We start from the raw sequence: 21,929 nt of genomic DNA on the forward strand, positions 1-21,929 counted from the left end.
CTATGAATTTGCTTATCACATCTGCAACTATTATCGACCCCAACTCCCCGTTCCATCAACAAAAAGCCGACATTTTAATTGAAAAAGGCGTTATCACCAAAATAGCCGCGGGCATTACCAGCGATTATGACGTGTTTGATGCCAGCGGGAAATATGTTTCGCCCGGCTTTTTTGATCTGAATTGCAACATTGGCGAGTTGGGACTGGAGACTAAGGAAGACCTGCAAACCGGTACAAAAGCGGCGGCGGCGGGAGGTTTTACCGGCTTGGCCCTGATGCCGAACTCGAACCCAGTCCATTCAAAAACCGAAGTGGAGTACCTGGTAAACAAAGCCAAAAACAATTTGGTTGATGTTTATCCGTTAGGCACCATATCGCAAAAACGCGAAGGCAAGGATCTGGCCGAGATGTACGATATGTACCTGAGCGGCGCCAAAGCTTTTACAGATGGTAACCGCCCCGTGCAGGACGCCGGGCTAATGGAACGGGCGCTGTTATACGCGCAGGGCTTCAACGGCCTGGTTTTTTCGTATCCGGAAGATACCGCTATAGCCGGCAAAGCCAAAGTGCATGAAGGGGAGGTGAGCACCATATTAGGCATGAAAGGCATCCCCTCGCTGGCCGAAGAGCTGATGATAGCCCGCGATCTTTACCTGGCAGAATACACGGGTTCGCCTATCCATTTCAGTACGGTATCTACCAAACGTTCGGTCGAACTGATCAGCGAAGCGAAAAAGAGGGGCCTTAACGTCACCTGTGATGTAGCCGCTCATCATTTAAGCCTCACTGATGAGGCCCTGATGGGGTTTGACAGCCAATACAAAGTAAAGCCACCGCTGCGCACCCAAAGCGATGTGGACGCGCTGATAGCCGGACTGAACGACAATACCATCGACGCCATTGTATCCCAGCACACGCCGCACGAAGTGGAGTTTAAGGATGTGGAATTTGAGATAGCCGAGTACGGAATGATCGCGATGCAAACCGCGCTGCCTATCGTATTAAGATCGGGCTTAACGGCTGATCAGGTGGTGCAAAAAATGGCGATCAATCCGCGTAAGATATTGAATATCGATGTACCTGTTGTTGCGGAAGGCGCCAGGGCTAATATCATTGTGTTTGATACCAAAGCCGGATGGACGTTTACTAAACAAAATAACCAGTCTAAATCGTACAACTCACCGTTTATGGGGCAAACCTTAACCGGGAAAGTGCTGTTAACTTGTAACAATAACCAGGTATTTAAATCATAACAAAAATGATCGATCCAAAGATACAGACAGCCATTGGCGAGTCGTTAAGTGCATTTTCAAAGTATGGCAGTTTTAACGCTGTGCCGATGATTGATAAGCTGATTGGCGTTTTTTCTACAGACAAGCCGTTCCTGGATAAAGTGGATGACCTTGACGCTGCATTTGACAGCGAACCGGGAATTGAAGCTTTACGCGAGATTTTCTTTGATCTGCTAATGATCAATTTTTTCAGCGCCGACGCCATTAAGCTGGAAGATGATTACCTGGAAAGCGCCGAATGGGAATCGATAGAAGAGGATACGCTTGACCGTGGCACCGAACTGCTTAACCTGCTATTGTATCTTACCGAATGTATTGACGAAGATATTGAACCCGAACTGGAAGATTACCTGAAAGAATTCCTTTTGGTTGATGATGACGAGTTTCAGGACGAATACAGCATTTATGAGCCGGTGATAGAGAACCAGATACTGATGGAAAGCCCGCTGGCCGAAATAGCCAAGGTGGCCAAAAACCTGCCTGCCGATACCGAATTGAAAGACCTGTTTTATCCCATGATGGCCTTTTTCCAAAATCCGGAAGCATTTGGCGAAACGGAGAAACTGGTTGCAGATAACGCGGTTGAAAAAGATTTTGATATGGCCGTATATAAAATATTAATTAACTTTAAATAGAATATACACACTAAACAAAAAACCTTATTATGGCAGAAGAAGAAAAAAAAGCGGTAATTAATAAACTATCGGTTAAAAATGGACTAATTGTGGGCGCTGTTTCCGTAGCGTTAACTATTGTTTTTTACCTGATAGATCCGTTAATGTATTACACCAATTTGATTGTTCAATTTGGAACCTTTGCTATTATCATCGCCCTGATTGTAGTTTTGGCTATAGACGTACGGAAAAAAGTTGGAGGCTACTGGACTTTCGGGGAGGCTTTTCGCAGTTTGATTATTAGCGCGTTGTTTATTACGCTCATTACCACTGCATGCAGTTTTGTATTATTTAAGTTTGTTGACCCATCATTGCCAACTAAAATTAAGGATGCTACAGTAGAGAAACTGAACGAGCGCCTTACCAAAATGGGCATGGAACAAAGCAAAATTGATAAGATGACCGAGCAGTTTGAAAATGGTGAATTTGAAGCTAAACTTCAACCAACATTTAAAAATGAGCTGACAGGGATTGGTTTTGGCTTATTATTTTATGCAGTTATCGACCTGATCATTGCGGCTATTATTAAAAAGAACCCGCCAATGTTTGCGCCGGTGCCTGATGAATTAGACACAACGGCTTAACACTGAAAAAATATTATTCATCTCCCGGGGGCACTTGTGCTACCCGGGATTTTTTTTGCCTTCCGGCGAACATTCTTAATAAAAAAGGCTTGTTATTTCCAACCTCATCCGGGTAAAGCCTCCTGGCCACTATACCGTTCGCAATCCCAAACAATACAATGATATAAATAAATAACTGGGCTTCAAGGTCCAAATAGTTAGCTAATATCAATACCACAAAAAAGAACGCAATGGATGCCAGCATGAATTTTGTAGACTTCCATTTTAATACCGTTTCGATGCGATCAGGCGAAAAGCATAAGGTTTCCTTGTATTTCACCAGGTAACGGATTAATAAAGATTGGGCTAAACTGCTCAGGAAAAATATAGTGATATAAATACTCATTCCCCAGGCATAAGCCCTGGAACCCTGCGGAAAGGTGCCTGTAATTAAGGTTACGCCAAAAGGGAAAATGGATACGCTAAACAAAAAGAACAGGTTTAATCCCAATAGTTTAGTGTTGTAATCTTTCAAAAAGCTGAAGATCTTTAAATGATTTAGCCAGAAACGGGCAACCAGAAAAAATGTAACCAAATAACCCGTAAACTTAAGTATCACATCCTTTAAAGCATGTTTTAATATTTCATCCTTCGCGTGTTCTGTCAATTCAGATGATTTTGAAAAAATCTCCCGGATGTTTTCCGGTAATTTTAATTCAATTACCATAATGGTAATAATGATGGCAAATACGGCATCGCTGAAAAGGATCACCCGCTCTAACTGAAACTCTTTTTTTATTTCCTGCTCTTCGTTCGCGTTCATACTGTGTAATTTAATACTTTTGTTAAATGGATAATAAGAAACAAGATTATTCCTTCTGGACCAAATACAAGCGCTACGCCCAAAACGAGCTGTTGTTATATATCGTAATGATAGTAGGCATTATATTGGGTATTGTTATATTTAGTTACGTTTAACAAGGGCCATGGTATAGCTATCCGCATCGGCCATAGCCTGGTAAAAATCTACCAGGTCCTGATAGCTATCTTTGTTATAAGTACCGTCATTCAATTGAAAACGCCTTTTGTAAACCAATTGCTGCCCGTTTAAATGCATGCTTACGGTAAACTTGCCAAATGGTTTAGCGATGGATTCATTTAATAACAGCTTATCGGGCTGGTAACCGGCCGGCAACTGGTAGCTGATCTCATCCTCCTCTACATAACCGCGGTTAATATAAACATTGGTGCTTCGGTTCCGTATTTCATCGGGTATGCGGTTACCGCGGTTGGCCAGGTTAACCTTAAAGTAATACTTATCCGAATTAAGGGAAGCAAATTCCCGGGCCCTCATTTTTATATTTTCGGTGGTTACGGCATCTGCATTTTTCGCCTTAACAAATTCCAGCTTTTCAATATCCATATTACTGATAGGGTAGGCCTCTCTAATCGATTTAAGCTGTTCGGTATAAGCCTCATCAATAAACCGGTCGCGCGTATCATAATCAGTACCGCAAAAAGCGGTGACCATGGTGCCCGATAATTCACCTTTATCATCAATAACAAAATCGGCTTTGCGGCGGGTAATATTAGTAGCGGCAGGATAATGTGGCGTATGCATTAATTTACCACCCTGAGGTGTGCAGGCCAGTACCCAGCGGTCATCCGTAAAATCGCCAAGGAAACCAAAGGGTATGGTTTGGCTGGTACACTCCAGCCAGGTAGTGTCATTTTTAAACGGCAGGCATAAAATCACATGATCGCCCTGATCCATGCTGGCAAAATCGGTCATAAAGCTTTCCTTCCGCGATCCCGATTTTACAACGGTATACCATGATTCTATCCCGGCGGTTTTTAATAAAGCGTGTGTGTAATTAACCAGGGCCTTACAATCGCCATAGCTTGATCTATCCACATCCGAAGCTAAAAAAGGCTGATACCCGCCTATGCCAACCTGTATGCTTACATAGCGGGTTTTTTGCTGCATGTATTCGTATATCTTTTTTGCCTTTAGTTTAGGATCGTTTATACCGGCGGTCAGTTCTTTAATATGTTCGGCTGTTTCGGCAGATATCGCGTCCCGGTTTAGCAATAGTTTATCGTAGATCCATTTCCCAAGCTCATTCCAATTGCTGAACGCTCCGCTGATGCCTTCGTACATAAATTTTTCGGGCGCTATTTTAACCATGGTTAAGTATTGCTCGGGGTTGGGGCTAAAGGGCTCGTATTTAACCGATTTTAGATTTTCCATGTGCCACGAATAAGTTTTCAGGCCTTTTGCATCTGTACTGATCTCGGCTTTGGCAGGTGTGTTGATCTCTTTATAATTGATCTTAAAATCGGGCTTGCTGGTGAACGAGAACAGGCTTTTTTCTACCGATACGCCTGTACCCGGGTTAGGTTCCCAATCGTAAAAATTGAGGGTTTGTTTAGAGCGCACCTCGTATTCATATTCTATCGTATAAGGATATTCAATAATGGCCGGCTGATAATGCTTAACCCTCGAATCTTCAAACAACGAAGAGTTGCTTGCCGCGCTGGCATCTTCAAAATCCTTTTCGGCAAACTTGCTCACCGGTTTACCATCGGCATTGTATACGCTGCCCTTAACATATCTGATGACATTGCTTTTATTATGCCAGATTGATATGGCGGCATGCTTATCGCCATTTTTGTTTAAGATGGTGACTGCTTCTTTAATATGATAGATGGTATTATCAAAGTCCTTTACCTCAATTTCTTCATCGCTATAACGCACTACCGCGCTGGAATAAGCCAGCAACGGTTTGGGTATCAGGGCGGCATCGTAGTTTTGCTGGGCTTTACCCATTATACTCAGCAGGCAAATACCCGCTGTTAAAATCAAGGCTTTCATCTAATTCTTCTTCAAAACAATTTCTGCACTTCCGGCCTGTATAATTTTATTAAACATTTCTTTCAGGTATGGATATTCTTCGGGCGTATAAACCGATCGGTTGAACTGTGTCATACTCGAAACGGTTAGTCCGTCTTCAATACGCGCATAAGTCACCAGGAAACGGCCCCCTTCTAAAGGCATCGCCAAAGCAACATTTTGCGGCATCGTTTCTACAGCGTACTCCTTAGGCAAGTGCAGGGTTAAAATATATTTATCATTGTACATAGCCCCCCGGTCAACCGGGTAATTGCGTTCCTGTAATTTAAATGGGTTTTCAGTTATCCTGTCCATAAAGAACGGGCTGAATGGGATGCGGTTACTGCTCATATTAGTTGGCGCATCAAATTCAATCTCATACTTCTCTGACAAGGGTTTTTCCAGGCTATCCAGGTTAAGTATGTCCGATTTTAATATTTTTATTTTTTTCAACCTGTTGTCCAGATCCTCCACATATTCATCAACCGAGTTGAATTTTTTAATGGCCTTACGTTTATCCAGTGCCGCGTACCCGAACGAGTAGTTCATTAGAGTGCCCTTTATCTTACCATTATCCTGTAAAGTAAGGTCGAGCGCAAATGTCCTCGATTTTTTTTCGGTCGCAACCATATCTATCCAGTAGGATGGTTTATCCATATTCATTACCCGGCCCTGATCGTTTATACATTGCAAAGGCAACATACCAAACGGCAGCAGCGGATCGGTGGCATCCAGTAGATAGCTTTTATCGCCAATATTAGCTTTGGCAACTACATAATTAAAATCGGTTACAATGGGATATAGCTTGTTGATCAGTCCATGCTCGCGGGTTGATAGGAGTACGGCTTCTGTACTGATACCGGCCGCGTTTAAAGCCGCCACCAGCGATAAATTGATATCGGCTATACTGCCCGAATGGTTGTCCAGCGCTTTTTTAATGCCGTCTTCGCTGTAAATGCTAAAAAAACCATTCCACTTATAGGTTTTTTGAATAAAACTGTATATGGCATTCGCTTTTGAAAGTTCGTCGGTTTTACTGGCAATTACTGTTTGGATGCGGTCTTTCATTAAGCCGCTTTTTTTAATCTGGCCACCAAAAGAGTCATCATGTTTCATGTCATAATCAATATCCTTCCATTCCTTGGTCACTTTCATTTTAGCTCCGGTATTGAGATCGGTATACTCGGACAGCTCAAAGTAAATAGCAGACATGAAGTTTTTTTGCGCCGTCATATAGTCCTCGGGAATAAACGCGGGGATATCGGCCATAATATAGCTTATTTTAGAGCAATCGCACTTGATACCACCACCTGGCGAAAAGCACTCCGGCTCTAATACAGCGGGGTTTTTAGTTAGCTTATAGGGCCCCCGAAGCGCTACATTATAGATGTATATAGCAGGTATATGCGCTTCATACTCCGAATATATTTTGGGGATATCCGATTGAAAAACCCATGTTTTGAAATTGAAGCGCAGCGGGGTTTCCAGGTGATATTTATACTCAATAACACAACCTTTATGCAGGTTTGGCAGGGTGAATTTTACGATATCCCAGTACTTATTTTTCTTTTCATGAAATATGTTTTTAGGATCAAGCTCGGCTTTTTGCACCAGGCCGTTATCATCTTTATAATAAGTAACCGCTTCAATCTGCGTTACTTCTTCATACCGGTTATTATCCAGTTTATAAATAGGGATTTCAATGGTGCCTTGCCCGAATGCCTGGTTATCGAAGATCTTTATTTTAGCATGATATTCATGTACCAGGGGGATGTTATCGCCGCTGCTAAGCCATGTTTTGCCAAACTCTTTTAACACAACCGCGTGGGCAGAGGTGTCTTTATCGTACTTCAGCATGTTCATTTCATCTAAACTGTATTGGCCAAATGCAAAATCCTGTGCCCAAAGTATTGCAGGTGAGATAGAAAGCGTGAATAATAGGAGAATTTTTTTCATTAAAAGTAAATTGTGATATTGGGCATTAAGTTATCAATTGTTAGTCAAATAAAAAAAATATCGAAAAATAACAGTCCGTATTGTGCATACTTTTGCAGACCTTTGTACTGCTGATGAAATTAAAATTAAAAAGACCTCTCGCATTTTTTGATATTGAAGCTACCGGGATCAATATCGGCGCCGACCGAATTGTTGAACTATCTGTTATTAAACTTCACCCTGATGGGAGCGAAGAGGTAAAAACATGGCGGGTACACCCCGGAATGCCGATCCCGTTCGAATCGTCGCTGATACATGGCATTTATGACGAGCATATCCAGAACGAACCTTTATTTAAAGCCATAGGAGCAGAAATAGCGGCGTTTATAGGCGAAAGCGACCTTGCCGGATATAATTCCAATAAGTTTGATATCCCTATGCTGATGGAAGAGTTTATGCGCGCCGGTGTTGACTTTAGCCTGGAAAACCGCCATTTTGTTGACGTACAGAATATCTTTCACCAGATGGAGCAGCGTACCCTTAAGGCAGCGTACCAGTTTTATTGCCAAAAAGATATTATTAACGCGCACTCTGCCGAAGCGGATACCCGGGCAACTATGGAGGTATTGCTGGCCCAGATAGCCAAATACGAACTAACCGAATGGGAAGATAAACAAGGCAAGCGCAGCATCCCTGTTGTGGGAGACGTAGAAGCCTTGCATAAATTCACTAACCTTAACCGCACGGTTGATTTTGCCGGCCGCATGGTTTATAATGACGAGGGTGAAGAACTGTTTAATTTTGGCAAGCACAAGGGTAAAAAGGTTGAGGATGTATTTAATATCGAACCCAGCTATTATTCGTGGATGATGCAGGGTGATTTTCCTTTGTATACCAAACGCCAGCTGGAAGCCATATACAACCGCTGGAATGCCAAACGTCAGGCCGAAAGGCAGGCGCGCCCTGCACAGTCAAAGCCGGCTGTTGAAGCAACTAAAAATGAGAGCCCGGTTATACCGCCGAAAAAAGATTTTAAAAACAATAATAACTACCAGCAAAAACCCTTTAAGCGCGAGGATAAAGAACCAGCCAAGCCTGTTAACGACGACATGCTGAAGCAGTTAGCCGACAAGTTTAAAAAAGGCTAAGGAAGGGTGTTGCTGAGATACCAGCAGGCGCTTCCTTAATTTAGATTACTATTGGATTACTTCTTTAATAGTAGGTTCTCCGCCATCTTTATATCATTTTGCCCTGTGGATATAACCTGCCCGGTTATTTAAGCATACAGGTGCATTGTTTTATACCACTCAGTTTACATAGCTATATGTTGATGTGATTGTTGCATAGTATGCTTTGCGGCAATTCCGTGCTTACCCTGCCGGTAATAATCAATGCAAAGAATCATCGATATATCCCCAAAAAAATTTAATTCTGCTTAGCCTGCCTTAAACCGTATTTTATAAAATATTCACGTGCGATAGTCATAAATTTAAATATATTATTTCGATTAATTTAAATAATACAGAATATAGTTTTATGAAATTTAGATGAAACAGAACTAATAGTAATAATCGATTAAACCATTAGGTACACCTGCCGTCTATTAATGTATAAAAACTAAAACTTAAAAAAATGAAAAAGTTCATATTAATGTCGGCCTTGGTGATGGGTGGTTTAGGTTTAAAAACCGCTGACGCACAACTTGGTATCCGTATAAATTTACACTTAGGTAATCCTCAGCCTGTAATAGTGAACCAACCGGTATATGATGATTACTATTATCTGCCTGAAGTAGAAGCTTATTATAGCGTAGGCGAACAATGTTATTATTATCAGGATGGCGACCGCTGGATCTCGGCTGCTTACTTACCCGGCAGGTACCATGATTTTAACTGGAGAAGTGCAAGGCGTTACGAGATACGCGGTAACCGCCCATATATGCAACACAATGTTTACCGCGGAAAATTTGGCGGATACAGCAACCGTAACGATTACTATGCAAGGGCATACCCAAACAGGGACCGTAATTATAACGACCGTGGCCAATATGGTAACCGCGACTGGAACCAAAACCGTGGAAACGACAGACGTGATGACCGTAACCAGGGTGGTTACAACCAATCAACCCCAGGCCGTAACCAGGGAGGCTATAACCAACCCGGTCAAAACCAAGGGGATCGTAACCAGCAAAACCCGGGCCGTAACCAGGGAGGCTATAACCAACCCGGTCAAAATCAAGGGGACCGTAACCAGCAAAACCCGAGCAGAAACCAGGGGGACCGTGATAACGGGCAAAACAGGGGAGGCGACAATAACAGTCAGCCCAGCAATCGCCAGGGCGGCCAGGACCGCGGTAACAATAACAGCGGCGAACGTTATACTGCCAACAAAATGGCTGTAGTGCAGGACAGGGGGAATTTTGGAAGGCCCGTACGTAACTAATATTACCAACCCAACATATATGATAAATGCCGCCTGGTTTATGGGCGGCATTTTTTGTTTATAATAAAAATGTTTATTGCTTAATAGTTGCTTGCTTCATTTAATACTCCAATCGCTTCTGCGCTCAAATTCAATTCCGTGGCACTGATCAATTCATTCAATTGATCAATATTGGTGGCACTGGCAATAGGGGCTGTAATGCCCGGTCGTGCCATTAACCAGGCTAAGGCAACGCTGGCTTGGGTGGTATGGTATTGGTCGGCTACCTGATCCAGCGCGGCCAGTATCTTAAAACCACGCTCGTTCAGGTATTTGGCTATACCACCGCCACGCTTGCTTTTGCTAAAGTCGGCTTCCGAACGGTATTTACCGGTTAAAAAGCCGCTCGCCAGGGAATAAAAGGGGACAACTCCCAAGCCGCGTTCCAGGCAAAGCGGTTCCAGGTTGGTTTCGTAATCCTGGCGCTGATACAGGTTATATTCGGGTTGCAGGGTTTGGTAAGCCGCCAAATTATTACTGGCGCTTACCTGTAATGCCTCGGCCAAGCGGCCGGCCTTATAATTGGATGCGCCGATCACCCGTACCTTGCCTTCTTTTATCAACTGGCTATAGGCTTCCATCGTTTCTATAAAAGGGGTATTCGGGTCGTCATCGTGCGATTGGTACAGATCAATATAATCCGTTTGCAATCGCTTCAGCGAATCTTCCACAGCCTGTTTAATATAAGCTGCTGCCAGGCCTTTTTTACCGTCGCCCATATCCTTGCCCACTTTTGTAGCCAATACTACCTTATCGCGCTTACCGCTTTGTTTAAACCATTTGCCGATGATCATTTCAGAATCGCCGCCATTATTGCCCGGTACCCAGCGGGAATACACATCGGCGGTATCAATAAAATTAAGACCAGCATCGGTAAACGCGTCCAATAATTTAAACGATGCGGCCTCGTCAACTGTCCAGCCAAAAACATTGCCGCCAAACATCAGCGGACTAACCCCGATCCCGGTTTTGCCTAATTCACGTTTTTCCATGGGCTAAATATAAATCTATCATCGTAAAACAGAAACCTGTTCGGCCAGTTCATCAACCCAGCCTCCCAAATAAGGCTCGGTACCGGCCACCCGGTGCCACTGCCCATCGTTATCCTGCACTATTACTAAATGCAGCGTTTCATCGGTCGATAAAAACTCATAAGCGTTACGATATCCTGTGTGATCAATAGGGGAGGCAATGCCTTCAATAGGGCTGTCCGAACCGGTTAGGGTAACATCAATAGGTGTTTTCATAATATGTTATTTGTACAGGGATAACACCATAACCCGGTTTGTGTTTAAAGCATTTACCATGTTGATGTTAATTAAATACTTATTGTTAATTGTTTTTTAAGGTGATGTTGATATTGTATTAAAACTATACTGCTGTAATCCTGTTGGTTAACAATAAGTTAAAATATAAAAGAACTATGAAATATTTTCAGGTAGCCCAGGGTGTATGGGGCATGAAATTATTTTTCGCGAATGTGTACATGATCGCCAACCGTAAAGGGATCTCAACAGGCTGGGTTTTGGTTGATACAGGGCCGCAAGGATATGGCGAGCAGATTATTGCCATGGCAGAAAGTATTTTTGGGAAAGGTGCGCAGCCAAATGCCATTATACTTACACATGGCCATTCAGATCATGCTGGATCGGTAGAAGAGTTGCTGAAACATTGGGATGTGCCCGTATACGCGCATCAGCTGGAATTGCCCTATTTGACTAAACAGTCGGCTTATCCGCCTGCCGATCCAAGCGTTGGGCATGGTTTGTTTAGCTTATTGTCTGTGTTTTTTAATAAAAGGCCAATCGATCTTGGCGACCAGGTAAAAGCCATTGATATGGAAGAAGGTATTGCCGAACTGCCCGAATGGCGGCCAATATTTACCCCGGGCCATTCGCCGGGCCATATTTCTTTGTTTTTTCCATTAAATACCACATTAATAGCCGGCGATGCCCTGGCTACTACCCATGCCGAATCGGCCATTGCGATACTGGGCGGAGTGAAGAAACTATCGGGACCACCCATGTATTCAACTACCGATTGGGAAGCCGCCGAGCAATCAGTCGGTAAACTAACTGAATTACAGCCCCGTATCATAGCGGCCGGGCATGGGCCGGTTATACGCGGATCTGAAGCTATTGAAGCGCTTAAAGACCTGAACGCTAATTTTAAAACTGTAGCAGTACCAACAACCGGCAGGTATGTAAATAAACCTGCCGCGGCAGATGAAACAGGTACCTATTATGTGCCGCCATTTGCAGTCAGCAATAAATTTAAAGCCGGAGCAGTATTGGTAGGGGCCATTGCCGGGCTGATGATAGTAAGGCAAATGAGCAAACGGTAGTTGGCACAACACGTGCTTGCTTTACTCTATATTATTTATACTTTGCAGCGATTTTTTTAAGCATGGATCTTTTTTTTATTATTGCCTTACTGGTTATTATCAGCGCTACTTATTCCTATATCAATGCGCGGTTTTTTAAGCTGCCGGGCACCATCGGCATTATTTCCCTGGCTATCGGGGTTTCAATTATTGTACTCATTGTCGACCAGCTGAACCCGCACGCCGCAAAATACCTTACGGTATTAGCTAAGAATATCAATTTTTCGCGCACGGTATTAAATATTATGCTGGGCTTTTTGCTTTTTGCCGGTTCGTTTAACCTCAATGTAAAAAGGCTGAAAAAAGAAATGCGCCCTGTGTTGTTGTTAAGTACCATAGGCGTAATTGTATCTACCGCCATATTCGGCACGCTGTTCTACTATATCGCGCCGCTATTCCATATTTACGTACCATTAATTTACTGCTTGTTATTTGGCGCCCTTGTTTCGCCGACAGACCCGGTAGCGATAGGCGCCATTATAAAAAATTCCCGCTTACCAACCCATCTGGAAACAATTATATCGGGCGAGTCTTTGTTTAACGACGGTGTGGGACTGGTGCTGTTTATCACCTTGCTGGAGATCACCGAGTCGGGGGTGAACCATATTGATTTTGGGAATGCCGTTGTATTATTTATACGCGAGGTTTTTGGGGGTATAGCCTTAGGGGTTATCTTCGGTTATCTAGCATTCAGGCTGATGCGCTCTATTAAAGATTTTCAAACCATTGTACTGGTATCCTTATCGCTGGTAATGGGTATATCATTAGTGGCTACCTATTTTCATTTATCTATCCCGCTGGCGGTTGTATCGGCGGGTTTGTTTGCCGGTAACAGATCTATTAACCTGGACGATAACGAGCACTCGCACCAGGCGCTGGAGCGCTTTTGGCAATTGGTTGATGAATTGATGAATACCATCCTGTTTGTAATGATAGGCCTGCAAATGGTAAACTTCCCCTTCCTGAATAATTACTGGATGACAGGCACCCTGGCCATCGTGTTAATACTGGCGGCACGCTGGGCCAGCATAGCTATACCGCTCAGCTTTTTAAAACGGACCTTAAACCTAAATTACAGCAACGTAAAGATCCTTACCTGGGCGGGGTTGCGTGGTGGTATTTCCATTGCACTGGCTTTATCCTTACCCCATACCAAATACCGCGAGCTGATACTGGCCGGCACTTATTTTATCGTGATATTCTCTATCATCATACAAGGCCTTACACTCAACCGCGTCATCAATTCGGCTTACAAGGCCGAGCATCCGGATGTTAAAAAGTAAGTTCGCTCAATGGGATCAACAATTGGCCTGCATATAAGCCGCAATTTCCTGTTCATTAGCATCAGGACTGTTTTTTAAACTACTGATGATATGTTCTTTCTCCTGATCGGTCCTGTTTTGGCTTAACTTCTTTTTGGCTTGCAGATCGGTTATGGTGATATCAAACGCTACAATGCCTTTAATCATTTTTAGCTTATAATCCATGGGCAGGTTTTCCCATTGTTGGATATAGGCCTGATCATAAAAGCGCACCATTTTTTCCAGCACCGCCAATTGCTGGTCTTCATTGTGCACAATTTTTGCTTTTCCGTAGGCATGTACAGCTATATAATTCCAGGTTGGTACATTTAATTCGCGTTCGTAATTGGTGGGGGAGATGTAGGCATGTGGTTCGGTAAATATCACTAACGCTGTACCGGCCTCAATATCCGCGGCCTGTGGGTTAGCCCTGGCAAAATGCGAGGAGAGGATCAGGCTATCACCTTGTTGTTCAATTAAAAAAGGCAGATGGGTAGCTTCAGGATAGTTGTTTTGCGATGTAACCAGCGTGGCAAAGCTATACCGCTGCATAAAGCTGACGATTTCTGCATGATCATTAGCCTGGAAATGTTTAGGGATATACATACTATATTACAGGTTATGGTTTGCTAATTAAATATACCATTTGCAAGGTACCGGCCCTGGTGTTACTGTTAATATAAGCCGGCAAAATATTTTCCTGCGGATAATCCAACCCATACCATACGATATTGAACGGGATCCGCTGCTGCGCGAAGTAATTAATGATCTCCTGATCGGCATAAAAAACAGCCTTTTTTTCTGATGACGTAGTCGCGAAGTTTTGAAACGGGATCAGCTTAACCGGCCGGTTGCAGTAAAACTGGAAAACGTTGTTCTGATCCCTTAACGAATACACGGCAGTATCCGGCGGGATAGTAGCGTTTACTTTTTCGGCGGCTTTTATTTGCCCTTTATCCGCAACAATAACTGGATATAGCGTACTGTTTACATAAAAACCGGTGAACAGCATTACCGCGCAGGTGAGCATAAAAATACGGACCTGTGGCGTATGGCCTGTTCTGAATATCAGCACAATTGCAATTACAAAAGCGATAGCATCTATCACTAAAAGATAGTTGATACCCGGTTGCAGAAAGTAGTGCAGGGCGATAATAACCAACGGGAACGCGATAATATAAACCCATTGCGCTATTGAACGGAAAATCTGTTCTGCTTTATTAGTCAGTTCCTGCCGGCAAAAGTTGGCTGTCACTATGGCGAACAGAGGGAATATGATATTGGTGTAAAAAGGCAGCTGGAAACCTGATACCGAGAAAAGGATCAATAAGATCAATCCCCCGCTAATGCTATAATATTCGGGCTGTTTAACGCCCTGAAAGATCTTTTTAACCGATTTAAATGCCGCGTAATAAAACAACAGGCACCAGGGGGCAAAGGCCCAAAGCAGGGTATGGATAAAAAAGAAAACATCGCCGGCCGGCCGGGTGATTGGCCCGTCATTAGCGAAACGCCCAAACTGGCTGTCCCACAAAAACCATTTAATGCCCGATACATGCTGTTTATTAAATACCACCTTTTCGGGATGCAGATCAAACTGGATATACAGCGCATACAATTCGGGCGCGGTAAAAACAATGGTGAGCAGCACCAGCGCTATCCACTTTAACTGAAATATCTCCTTATATCTTTTTTGAAGCAGTAATTGCCCGCCCAAAGCGCCGTAAATAGGGACAATAACAAATATGCCCTTAGTCATAATGGCAAATGCCGTTAACAGGGCTGCCAAAACAAACTGGACGATGCTAAATCTATCCTGCAGGTTGGCGATATGGTAAATAGCGCCGATGATAAAGGCCATTAAATAAGGCTCGGCGCGCACATCCGTGTTAGACATCATGATATGCAGCGAGGTACTCACCATTAATATGGCCATCACAGCGGTTAACTGTCCGTAATACTTCCGGGTAAACAGCCAGGTATACAACAGGCTCAGTAAAAAACAAAGCAGGGCCGGCAGTTTATACGTCCAGGTATGGATGCCGAATAGTTTAAAGCTGCCAAGGATGAACCAAAAGGGGAGATGCGGCTTATCCAGCCAATCGTGCCCGTAAGTATAAAGCCCGAAGAAACTGTGTTTATAGATTAGTTGCTTGGCTATGGATGCATAAAGCCCGGGGTCATCCGTAAAGAACGCGATATTAATAGTATACAGGTTCACAAAAACGGCCAATAAAAACAGGAACAGCAAGCCTGTTGGTGTTTTATGATTTGTGTTATTTAACATAAGCCGGTTAATGATGCGATGATCGCCTTTGCCTGCAATATTAATAAATATAATTTTAGTCCACAGATGGCATTGCCCATATCGCTGCTTTTGATTTAGATGTTTGAGTTTAGTTTTAAAACCGCTACGTTTGCGTTCATTTTATAAAGCATGCCCGTTACTAAAGCTACACTTGCAGATACTGCAGCATTAAATGTATTGGTTAATTCCGCTTATCGCGGAGAGCATTCTAAAAAAGGCTGGACAACCGAGGCCGATTTATTAGCCGGCAACCGTATAGATGAAGAAACGATTGCCGGGTACCTGAATACACCCGGCGTAGCCATATTAAAGTATACCGACGATAATGGCGAGATTAAAGGATCGGTATATTTAGAGAACAAAGGCAATAAACTGTACCTGGGCATGCTCTCTGTCGACCCTGAAATGCAGGCGGGTGGCATTGGCCGTTTACTGTTGCACGAGGCTGAAGTTTTTGCAAAAGGGCTCAATCTGCCCGTCATCAGCATTACGGTAATTTCTACCCGGGCCGAGTTGATTGCCTGGTACCAGCGCAGGGGGTATAAAGCAACCGGAGAGGTACAGCCTTTTCATGCGGAAGAGAAATTTGGTATCCCGCATAACCCAATCGAACTGATCGTGATGGAAAAAAACCTGATTGATCAATAAAAACATATCGTCTTTAACGGCTTAATTTGTAAATTGGGGCAAGTGAAAGATTTGTTTATGAAAGCTGTTGTTAGCGTACTGTTTTGTTTATTCGTCGGTACTTGTTTTGCCCAGATTGATACCGCCCAGCAAATAGATCATACCCGGAACAATAGTAAGCAACAGCAGCAAAAGCCCTACGTGATCCTGATATCGGCGGATGGTTTCAGATATGATTATGCACAAAAGTATCATACCGAACACCTGCTTCAACTCAGTAAAAAGGGCGTAAGCGCCGTATCACTAATCCCATCTTTCCCATCCATTACCTTTCCTAATCATTATACCTTGGTTACGGGTTTATACCCATCGCATCACGGCCTGGTAAGTAACCGGTTTTATGATCCCGGGCAGGGAAGAATCTATTATTCCAAAAGTAATACCAGTACCGAGGCGGTTTGGTATGGCGGCACCCCTTTATGGACTTTAGCCGGGCAGCAGCAAATGTTAACCGCCAGTTTTTATTGGGTAGGTTCTGAAGCGGGGCAGAAGGGTATTTTACCAACTTATTATTATCATTATAATGAAAAGATCAGTATCCACAATCGTATACAGGATGTTCAAAACTGGTTAAGCCTGCCTGCTGAAAAGCGCCCTCACCTGATCACCATATACTTTCCCGAAATTGATAAGGTCAGCCATAAAAAAGGCCCTGATGCCCCTGAAACGATCAAGGCTATCCGTTTTATTGATTCGGCGGTGTACGAGCTGACAAAAGCTGTTAATAAAACCGGACTGAATGTGAATTTTATTTTTCTGTCCGATCATGGGATGTCGCTGATCCCAACTACAAACCCGATCGAAACCCCGGCAGCGCTGGATACCGGCAACTTTGTAATTACATCCGGCGAGGGCATCCTGGTAAACGTATATGCCAAAAAAGGACATGAGGCCGCTATTACTACAGCTTACGGACAGTTGTTAAAGGAAGCTAAAGATTATGACGTGTATTTAAAAAGCAATGTACCGGCCAGGTGGCATTACGGCGAAAATGACGACTGGCATAAACATATCGGCGATATGGTGATGGTGCCGCATTACCCGCACATCTTCAAACTTAACAGCGCCTATGTTGATCCCGGCGCGCATGGTTATGATCCGGGTGAAATTATAGATATGCACGCCGTTTTTTATGCCTGGGGGCCAAACTTTAAAAGGAATTTAGTAATCCCATCGTTTGAGAACGTGAATGTTTATCCCATTATCACCAAAATACTGGGGTTAACGTATAACGAAAAAATAGACGGAACGCCTGCCGTGGCTGATAAGATACTGAGCCCCCCAACCCCCTGAAGGGAGTAATAGTCCCGAAATAGACAGATTCACCAGACGTTCCTATGGAACGAAAGAAATTACCCTGTTTGCTATGCTACCAACCAAACGTTCCTACGGAACGCGTTGTATTGCTCATCCCGTAGGGATGTCTGGTTGGTAGAAAGTAAAGCAAAACCGTTACGTTCCATTGGAACGTTTGGTGGAAATCTCCACCCTGTTTATTCATAAGCCATTATTCTTGAGGGGAAATGAGTTGCTAATTTGCTCTCCCTTCAGGGGGTTAGGGGGTATCTTCAATCACATTACTCAGATCCATATAGCGCTTAAAATTCTGAACATCATCGGCCACCATTTTTTGGAACAGGGGGTTTAGTACATGCGCAATCCCGGCCCCGATAACGCCTGCGGGGGGCTGGTAAGTAATGGCAACATGCAGCAATGTGGTATCGGGTTCGGGGGTATCTACAAAACGTACTTTGCCCGATGTATACAAATTAGCGCCCGGTAACGATTCCCAGGCGATCAGGTCGCCGGGCTCATCATGGGTTATTTCTGCATCCCAGGATATGGCTGCAATATCTGCCGGCAGCTTTAACGACCAGCGCGACCGGTTATAATCCAATAATTCTACACTTTTCAGGTGCGACATAAATAGCGGCAGGTTATCCAGCTTACGCCAAAACTCATAAACTTCCAGTTTGGGTTTACCTACCAGCACAGATGTCCGAATAAACACTTGTACCGGGTCGGTAGTTATACGGCCAACCTTTTCATATAATTCGCAATGCCCGGTAATACCGCGGTTAAGCAGGTAGCCGCCGGCGCCAATTTTTAAAATACTGGTAAATGGTCGCGAGAATAAATGCCTGAACCCCGACAGTCCAACTTTAACGCCGCTGATAACGGATACGTAACGTTCGGGCCATTTTAAATTGATATGATTGTTAGGCAGCGTATCGTTGTCCATATTTTGAATAAGTACTTCCATAGTAAAATAACAATGCAGTAGTGTAAAGGTTTCAATCCATCATCAGATATTAATCTGTACGTAATGTTTTTAAACCACGAAGAAAAACAGGAAGATGTATTTTATGGAGCGGTACTCATTTGCAAACCAAAAAGGGGGTTAACACAACTTAACACAATTCAAGGGTTTTTCGACATAAATAATTGATAATAAATTATTTAATTTTTTATAGTGTTAACCCAAAAAATATGATTTTTGCTCTGTTAAACGCATCTATATGCGCTTGTGCCATAGCGGCATTTGCTATTGTTGATCTCTTTGCTATTTTTGCAGCGCTTTAGGTTGGCGGTGCATTTGTACGTACCGCCATTAAAAGGGAATCCGGTGTAAATCCGGAGCTGTCCCGCAGCTGTAAACTCCAATACCAATGTCCATTCTGTTGGTCACTGTCCCCATTTTAACCGGGGGCGGGAAGACCGGGCAAAGGGGAGTGAGCCAGAAGACCTGCCCATAGCGCATATTATTCATAGCTTTCGGGGATTGAAGCTTGAGTGTGAATGCCTTCTACAGTGTATTTCCATTCCGGATTTCTCATTTCTGTATGCTGTGGGTTAAAACTCACAACAACATGAAAAAAAATTATGTTTACGTTGCTGCAGGCCTGGGGCTTGTACAACTGGCGCTGTTGAGTACAGCAGCGCGCGCTCAGGACACATCGCGTGTACTGAAGGATGTAGTGATAACCGCTACAAAAGCCGATCAGAAACAATCGCAAACGGGTAAAGTAGTCACCATTATCAGCCGGCAGGAACTGGAACGCAGTTCGGGTAAATCGGTTGCCCAATTATTGGGCGAGCAGGCCGGCATCATGATCAATGGCGGTAACAGCAATCCGGGACTTAACAAAAGCGTTTATTTGCGCGGCGCCGATACCAAACACACCCTTATTTTACTGGATGGCGTGCTGATATTTGATCCGTCGGGCGTAGGCGGCGCGTTCGATCTGCGTTTGTTATCGGTTGATCAGATAGACCATATCGAGATCCTGAAGGGCGGGCAATCTACCCTGTACGGTTCGGACGCGGTGGCCGGAGTGATCAACATTATTACCAAAAAAGACGGAACAGCTACACCGGGCATCAACGGCGTAGCAAGCGCAGGCAGCTATGGTACCGTTAAAGGCAATTTAGGCTTAACAGCACAGATTAAAGACCTGAGCTATAATATTAATTACAGTCACGAACGCAGCGACGGCGTATCTGAAGCGGCACAACCGGCAACAGCTACCAGTTTTTATGATAAGGACGGTTATAACCAGGATGCCGTTAACGCCCAATTTGGTATTAAGGTGACCGATAAGTTTAAAGTAAACCCCTTTGTGCGCTTTTTACAAGGGAAATACAATTATGATAATGGTGGTTTTGCCGATGGCGGCAGCTACTTTACCAGCAAGCATTTAAATGTGGGTACCAACGCGGCCTATAAAACAACTAAAGGCTTGTTCAATTTTAATTACAGCTATGAGAATACCGATCGTAGTTATGTATCACCGCAATATGGCGCTTCGCCGTATACAGGGCGGCTTAACTTTACCGAATTATATTATAATCATCAAATTACCGATCATATTAAAATTCTGGGTGGTATTGATGACCGTCAATCGAGCATGAATGCCAGTGGTAAAACCAAGGTAGATTCATCTGCTAATTTATTAGGTGCCTATGCTTCTGTATTTTTGAATAACATCGCTTCGGTATTTAACCTGGAGGCCGGTGGCAGGTATAGCCATCATACCAAATTTGGCAACAACTGGACCTATTCTGTAACACCATCATTTAATTTGCTTGAAGGCGACCAGTTAAAGGTTTTCGGTACTATTTCAACCTCATTTAAAGCGCCCGATCTGAATGCCCTGTATGGACAGTTTGGCCCCAATCCGGCTTTAAAGCCCGAAAAAGCGCAGGAGTACGAAGCCGGCGCAAGCACCGCTTTATTTAAACTGTTTAATTTAAGGGTTGATGTTTATCAGCGTAAAATTACCAATGCCATTATTTATCTGTATCCACAGGGATACCTCAACCAGGATAAACAAAATGCTAAGGGGATTGAGGTTGAGCCATCAGCCACTATAGGTAAATTAACGCTGAAAGGATACTATACCTATTTTAAAGCCAGCAGCATTACCAAAAATACTAACGGCAGCGACAAGCAATTAGACTATCTGTACCGCAGGCCGGCCCACACTATCGGCCTTTTTGCAGGTTTGCAGGCTACCAGTAAACTGTATGTTAGCTTAAACTATCGCCATTACGGCCAAACTTACGATCTGTTTTACAATTCGGCCACCTTCGGTAACGAGTTGCAAAGCCTTAAAGCTTACGGTTTATTAAACGGTTATGCCGAATATAGTCTTATTGGCAAGCGCCTTAAGATTTTTGCCGACGTGAAAAACATTTTGGATGCCAAATATGCCGAGCTATACGGTTACACCGCTTTGGGTACAAACTTTAATGCCGGTTTGAGTTTCAATATTCGTTAAAAATTTGATAGTTTTGCTTTATATCCATTAATATGTCATCACAACAAAAAATAAACACACGCAACGCGGTACTGATCCTGATGATCGTATTTGCTGTGGCTATGCGCCTGGTAAACACACAGTTTCTGTTTTTAAGCAATTTCACCCCGGTAGGTGCAATAGCGCTGTTTGGCGGTGCTTATTTTACCGATAAGTGGAAAGCCTTTTTAATACCTGTGCTGGCCCTTTTTGTGAGTGATATAGCCATCAACTCTATCTATCACATTAACCCTTTTGCTATTAGCTACTGGATGTACCTGTGCTTTATTTTGATGGTATTTATTGGTACGCTGATTAAAAAAGTGAATGTAGTTAATGTGTTGTTAGCTTCGGTAGCATCGGTAGCCATCCACTGGTTAATTATGGATATGCCGTTTTTATACGGTGCACAATATCCGCATACCTGGGCTGGTTATGGTCAATCGCTGGTTGCAGCTATTCCGTTTGAAAAGAATATGCTGATTGCCGATGCGATTTATGGCGCTATCTTATTCGGCGGCTTTGAATTAGCCAAAACTAAGTACACCCTGTTACGCGGCAAAGCGGAACTGGCGGTATAATATAAAAGAAACCCAAATTAAAACGCCCGTCC

At 43.5% G+C, this 21,929-nt stretch carries 20 protein-coding genes and 1 riboswitch; of the genes, 12 read left to right on the forward strand and 8 right to left on the reverse strand.

Annotated elements, in window-relative coordinates; translation table 11 throughout:
- The first annotated feature begins 2 nt into the window (after positions 1–2).
- Genes AC07M6_RS08380 through AC07M6_RS08390 form a run of 3 tightly spaced genes read left to right on the forward strand, consistent with a single transcriptional unit; the run spans position 3 to position 2,550 of the window.
- On the forward strand, positions 3–1,253 hold the full coding sequence (locus tag AC07M6_RS08380; RefSeq protein WP_494888554.1) for a dihydroorotase: 1,251 nt from the start codon (positions 3–5) through the stop codon (positions 1,251–1,253).
- A gap of 5 nt (positions 1,254–1,258) precedes the next feature.
- Positions 1,259–1,927: a hypothetical protein gene (locus AC07M6_RS08385; protein ID WP_494888555.1), complete on the forward strand. Its 669-nt coding sequence runs from the start codon at positions 1,259–1,261 to the stop codon at positions 1,925–1,927.
- 29 nt (positions 1,928–1,956) lie between these two features.
- Entirely contained in the window at positions 1,957–2,550 is a 594-nt protein-coding gene (locus AC07M6_RS08390) for a DUF4199 domain-containing protein (protein ID WP_494888556.1), read from the forward strand.
- A gap of 13 nt (positions 2,551–2,563) precedes the next feature.
- Here the strand turns inward: AC07M6_RS08390 and AC07M6_RS08395 are convergent, their stop codons facing one another.
- Positions 2,564–3,352 carry a TMEM175 family protein gene (locus tag AC07M6_RS08395; RefSeq protein ID WP_494888557.1) on the reverse strand — a complete coding sequence of 263 codons (789 nt, stop codon included), beginning with the start codon at positions 3,350–3,352 and terminating at the stop codon, positions 2,564–2,566.
- 26 nt (positions 3,353–3,378) lie between these two features.
- Here AC07M6_RS08395 and AC07M6_RS08400 point away from each other — a divergent pair, with 26 nt between their 5' ends.
- Entirely contained in the window at positions 3,379–3,507 is a 129-nt protein-coding gene (locus AC07M6_RS08400; RefSeq protein ID WP_494888558.1) for a hypothetical protein, read from the forward strand.
- On the opposite strand, the gene AC07M6_RS08405 is transcribed toward AC07M6_RS08400, so the two are convergent.
- The gene (locus tag AC07M6_RS08405) at positions 3,494–5,404 is read right to left on the reverse strand and encodes a DUF3857 domain-containing protein (protein ID WP_494888559.1); all 1,911 of its coding nucleotides are present in this window, start codon (positions 5,402–5,404) and stop codon (positions 3,494–3,496) included. The genes AC07M6_RS08400 and AC07M6_RS08405 overlap by 14 nt on opposite strands.
- Positions 5,405–7,378 (reverse strand): DUF3858 domain-containing protein, encoded by a 1,974-nt coding sequence (locus AC07M6_RS08410; RefSeq protein ID WP_494888560.1) that lies wholly within the window; start codon positions 7,376–7,378, stop codon positions 5,405–5,407.
- Positions 7,379–7,491: 113 nt separating this feature from the next.
- Between AC07M6_RS08410 and AC07M6_RS08415 the strand changes: the two genes are divergently transcribed.
- A complete protein-coding gene (locus AC07M6_RS08415) occupies positions 7,492–8,505 on the forward strand; it encodes an exonuclease domain-containing protein (protein ID WP_494888561.1) in 1,014 nt (337 codons plus the stop codon).
- 484 nt (positions 8,506–8,989) lie between these two features.
- Positions 8,990–9,799, forward strand: a complete 810-nt coding sequence (locus AC07M6_RS08420) for a hypothetical protein (protein ID WP_494888562.1) — start codon at positions 8,990–8,992, stop codon at positions 9,797–9,799.
- Positions 9,800–9,879: 80 nt separating this feature from the next.
- On the opposite strand, the gene AC07M6_RS08425 is transcribed toward AC07M6_RS08420, so the two are convergent.
- Both AC07M6_RS08425 and AC07M6_RS08430 read right to left on the reverse strand, forming a co-directional pair.
- Complete coding sequence (locus tag AC07M6_RS08425) at positions 9,880–10,830, reverse strand: aldo/keto reductase (protein ID WP_494888563.1); 951 nt, start codon at positions 10,828–10,830, stop codon at positions 9,880–9,882.
- Between the two features lie 18 nt (positions 10,831–10,848).
- Positions 10,849–11,085 carry a hypothetical protein gene (locus AC07M6_RS08430; RefSeq protein WP_494888564.1) on the reverse strand — a complete coding sequence of 79 codons (237 nt, stop codon included), beginning with the start codon at positions 11,083–11,085 and terminating at the stop codon, positions 10,849–10,851.
- Positions 11,086–11,261: 176 nt separating this feature from the next.
- Between AC07M6_RS08430 and AC07M6_RS08435 the strand changes: the two genes are divergently transcribed.
- Positions 11,262–12,182 (forward strand): MBL fold metallo-hydrolase, encoded by a 921-nt coding sequence (locus tag AC07M6_RS08435; RefSeq protein WP_494888565.1) that lies wholly within the window; start codon positions 11,262–11,264, stop codon positions 12,180–12,182.
- 62 nt (positions 12,183–12,244) lie between these two features.
- Positions 12,245–13,504 carry a cation:proton antiporter gene (locus AC07M6_RS08440; protein WP_494888566.1) on the forward strand — a complete coding sequence of 420 codons (1,260 nt, stop codon included), beginning with the start codon at positions 12,245–12,247 and terminating at the stop codon, positions 13,502–13,504.
- A gap of 15 nt (positions 13,505–13,519) precedes the next feature.
- Here the strand turns inward: AC07M6_RS08440 and AC07M6_RS08445 are convergent, their stop codons facing one another.
- Positions 13,520–14,128 carry an FMN-binding negative transcriptional regulator gene (locus AC07M6_RS08445; protein WP_494888567.1) on the reverse strand — a complete coding sequence of 203 codons (609 nt, stop codon included), beginning with the start codon at positions 14,126–14,128 and terminating at the stop codon, positions 13,520–13,522.
- Positions 14,129–14,141: 13 nt separating this feature from the next.
- Complete coding sequence (locus tag AC07M6_RS08450) at positions 14,142–15,809, reverse strand: ArnT family glycosyltransferase (protein WP_494888568.1); 1,668 nt, start codon at positions 15,807–15,809, stop codon at positions 14,142–14,144.
- A 150-nt stretch (positions 15,810–15,959) separates the two neighbouring features.
- Here AC07M6_RS08450 and AC07M6_RS08455 point away from each other — a divergent pair, with 150 nt between their 5' ends.
- Positions 15,960–16,478, forward strand: coding sequence for a GNAT family N-acetyltransferase (locus tag AC07M6_RS08455; RefSeq protein ID WP_494888569.1), 519 nt, complete (start codon positions 15,960–15,962; stop codon positions 16,476–16,478).
- Between the two features lie 57 nt (positions 16,479–16,535).
- Positions 16,536–17,810, forward strand: coding sequence for an alkaline phosphatase family protein (locus AC07M6_RS08460; protein WP_494888570.1), 1,275 nt, complete (start codon positions 16,536–16,538; stop codon positions 17,808–17,810).
- A 262-nt stretch (positions 17,811–18,072) separates the two neighbouring features.
- Here the strand turns inward: AC07M6_RS08460 and AC07M6_RS08465 are convergent, their stop codons facing one another.
- Complete coding sequence (locus AC07M6_RS08465; RefSeq protein WP_494888571.1) at positions 18,073–18,780, reverse strand: SRPBCC family protein; 708 nt, start codon at positions 18,778–18,780, stop codon at positions 18,073–18,075.
- Positions 18,781–19,081: 301 nt separating this feature from the next.
- A riboswitch (cobalamin riboswitch) is annotated at positions 19,082–19,285 on the forward strand.
- A gap of 102 nt (positions 19,286–19,387) precedes the next feature.
- On the opposite strand from AC07M6_RS08465, the gene AC07M6_RS08470 reads away from it, so the two are divergent.
- Both AC07M6_RS08470 and AC07M6_RS08475 read left to right on the forward strand, forming a co-directional pair.
- Complete coding sequence (locus AC07M6_RS08470) at positions 19,388–21,298, forward strand: TonB-dependent receptor plug domain-containing protein (protein ID WP_494888572.1); 1,911 nt, start codon at positions 19,388–19,390, stop codon at positions 21,296–21,298.
- Between the two features lie 32 nt (positions 21,299–21,330).
- On the forward strand, positions 21,331–21,897 hold the full coding sequence (locus AC07M6_RS08475; protein WP_494888573.1) for a DUF6580 family putative transport protein: 567 nt from the start codon (positions 21,331–21,333) through the stop codon (positions 21,895–21,897).
- Positions 21,898–21,929: the final 32 nt, after the last annotated feature.

This window comes from Mucilaginibacter sp. GW821-FHT07H05 (assembly GCF_059418485.1).